This window comes from Trinickia symbiotica, assembly GCF_002934455.1.
Classification (GTDB): domain Bacteria; phylum Pseudomonadota; class Gammaproteobacteria; order Burkholderiales; family Burkholderiaceae; genus Trinickia; species Trinickia symbiotica.
Window position 1 is genome coordinate 1 of record NZ_PTIR01000053.1, and the last position, 2,714, is coordinate 2,714.

The window sequence follows — 2,714 nt, forward strand, 5'->3', positions numbered from 1 at the left end:
CACGCGTCTCAAGCGTCGTCGCCGTCGAGGCGGTCGCCCGGCTCGCCGTATCGCCGATCGCAGGATTCACTCCGGCCAAGCTTGCGAGGCTCGGGGGCGGCCACGGCCGCTGAAATCGCGCAGGGCGCGGCGGAAGTAGTGGGCCGGGGGCTCGTATCGGCTTCGGTTGACACGGTGGCTTACGGTGGCAGCTTCGGGCAGGCGCTGGAAGGTAGCGTGGCGAGCGATCTGGCGACGATCGGCGCGAGCGCGACCGGGCAACTGCAGGCGCAGGGCTTTTTCGACGGCTCGGCTGGCGAACTGGGGTACTTGGCGACTCACGCGGCGCTGGGATGTGCGGCCGGCGCGGCCGAGGGCACGGGGTGTGGCGGTGGCGCGATTGGGGGAGCGGCCAGTGCAGCGTTGACGCCGTTGTTGGCGGGGGCGATCGATCCGCAGCAGACGCCGCTCACCAATGGGCAGACGGCTGCGCTGGGCGCGTTCGGAACGCTGGTGGGAGGAACCGTGGCCGGCTTGGCGGGAGCCAATGCGCAGGCTGGGGCGCAAGCGGGGCAGAATGAAGCGCTGAACAACACCGGTCCGCACTGGGGGCAGCCGACGAATCAGACACAGGCAGGCCAGCTCGGGCAACAACCGGGCTCGTCCGACGGCCTCTCGTCGACGTCGAATCCGCTTGGTAATGCCGCCACGATAGCCTGTGTGGGCGGCTTGCAGCCTTGCAACACGCAGTTGCTGCAAACGATAGTGCAAGCGCAAGGGGCCAACGCGACGGTGGCAGGCCAGAACTTGGAGACGATGGGGATGTATGGCGCGCCGTTGCTCGGGGTGGCATTGCTTGGGCCAGAGGCGCTGACGGCGGCTGGCTTGGCGGGGGTCTATGACTATACGGGCGATGCTTATAGCTACGCGACTGGCTTGTCAAAAGACACACCGAACTTCACGAAGTCGTACATTACCGGGATTATTGGCGGTCTCACTTATCCATTCGCAATCGCCGACGAGACCATTGCCGGCATGGGCACGGCGGGGAAGATTGCGGCCAATGGCTACAATGGGCTGGTAGCGGGAACGGGGGCGTTCGGCGCGGCAGCAGTGGCGCATCAGGATAGTCCGGACATCTCGGGCGGATTTGGTGCTGGAGCAGCGGGATCGGGTGGTCTAGTTAAAAGCCTATTTCCCGGATCACTGGGCAATTTCCTTAACAGCCTGATTCAGGGGGCAGCCGGTCCATTGCAAAATGCGATAACTCAAGGCGGTTCTGGGAAATGAAGACAAACTCGCATGACCAAGCACAACAGTTCAGGAAGTTGATTAAGCGAGCTGCCCTGGCGTACTCGGGAGCGATAGGAATCGTTGCCTTAGCGCTTGCAATTTCGATCGGGCATGGCGCTGGCTGGAAGCCAGCGCTAGCAGGGATGCCGCTTTACGTAACGATCTTTGTGGCCATTACCTACCAGCTTGTGAAAGAGCTTCGGGCGCTTAAACGAAAGGCGCCGGAAGACGAGGTATGAAGGGTCACACTAGCGAACCCGGTGACCCGGGTTCGCCGCCTGTGGGATCAGTCAAGCAGGCGTGATCACGAGCCGCTCGTGTTGGACTTCGATCTTGACGCGCTGGTGGGGCTTGAAGCCGGCATGCTCGAGCCAGCGGCCGGAGACCTTGAACCAGGGGAAGAGCGGCTGGTCGGCGCGGTAGTGGCGGCCGGACTCCCATTGACGGTAGCGCCAGGATTCCTGAATGGTGACGTGCCGCTCGGGATGAGCGGGAGGCGCGTTAAGATCGGCGTTAGCCATATCGACTCCTGTCGAGAGTTGATGGTGGTCAGCGGGTCGTATGGGTTGGCGCTCATGCGGCCCGCGCTGCGTTTACGGCGATGGAAAGGGTAGCCGTTCTCCTGTTGGTGGTGATGTTAAGTATTTGATTATATTAGAGATCAGCGGTCCTAACCATTAGCCGATCGGCCTAGGACGCTGATCAGTAAGGTAGTGGTGCGGGCCATGCGAGCAGTGAACCATTGGTTTGTCGGCATAGAAGCTCAGTAAAGCGACCGTCAACGTCGCCGGTCCGGTCGTCAACGAAGCGCAAACGCTGAACGCCTACTGGCACTCGCACTGGGTGCAGGAGACAGGCGATTTCAGTCCGGACAAACGTCACGACATCTGGGCGTGCGGTTCAGCGGCCGAGTGCACGGCGCTTTACGGCAGCGCCTACACGAATGTGGGCGGCACCATCGATCCGCCGCAACCGATTGGAAACATCGCGGCGACGATCCAGGCGCCGAATCTCTCCATCACCTCCGATGGGCAAATCCAGAACGTGGGGAACGTGCTGCTCCGCACTTATGTATCGCTGACCGGGCAGCGCCTCGTCAACGGGATTACGAGCGCGAACACCTATACGCCGCGCGTGAACTCACCCTCGCAAGTGATTTCATTGAGTTCGTTGATGCTGCCGGGCTTTAATGTGTCGGCACCGAGACAGCTCGCCGCAACACCGACACTCAAGGCCGGCCAAGCTGCGTACGTCGATGGCTCATTGGGCGCGACGCAGGATCTCTATAGCCCGCAGCTCTTGTTGAGCAATCTGCCGTCGAACCTGCAGCCAAGCACAACGCTGTTTTACTACAACCCGCAGGAAGAGGACCTGTTGCTGCAACAGGCGGCGTTGCAGCAAACGGGCAAGGCGAGCTTCGTCGATGGCTTGTCTTACGACAG

The 2,714-nt window shown here is 61.8% G+C and carries 3 protein-coding genes and 1 pseudogene; 3 read left to right on the forward strand and 1 reads right to left on the reverse strand.

Annotated elements, in window-relative coordinates:
- Positions 1–1,269, forward strand: a 1,269-nt coding sequence (locus tag B0G57_RS30635) for a DUF637 domain-containing protein (protein ID WP_199189664.1), incomplete at its 5' end; no start/stop codon positions are given.
- Positions 1,266–1,511 (forward strand): hypothetical protein, encoded by a 246-nt coding sequence (locus tag B0G57_RS30640; protein WP_018443586.1) that lies wholly within the window; start codon positions 1,266–1,268, stop codon positions 1,509–1,511. The genes B0G57_RS30635 and B0G57_RS30640, both read left to right, overlap by 4 nt.
- Before the next feature lie 51 nt (positions 1,512–1,562).
- On the opposite strand, the gene B0G57_RS30645 is transcribed toward B0G57_RS30640, so the two are convergent.
- Positions 1,563–1,793 (reverse strand): SymE family type I addiction module toxin, encoded by a 231-nt coding sequence (locus B0G57_RS30645; RefSeq protein WP_018443585.1) that lies wholly within the window; start codon positions 1,791–1,793, stop codon positions 1,563–1,565.
- A 322-nt stretch (positions 1,794–2,115) separates the two neighbouring features.
- Between B0G57_RS30645 and B0G57_RS30650 the strand changes: the two are divergent.
- Positions 2,116–2,714: pseudogene (locus tag B0G57_RS30650) on the forward strand (DUF637 domain-containing protein); the annotation flags it as partial.

Bases quoted from the DNA above. Each gene is read 5' to 3' on its own strand.
- B0G57_RS30645 (WP_018443585.1), bottom strand. From the start codon at position 1,793: ATGGCTAACGCCGATCTTAACGCGCCTCCCGCTCATCCCGAGCGGCAC.
- B0G57_RS30640 (WP_018443586.1), top strand. From the start codon at position 1,266: ATGAAGACAAACTCGCATGACCAAGCACAACAGTTCAGGAAGTTGATT.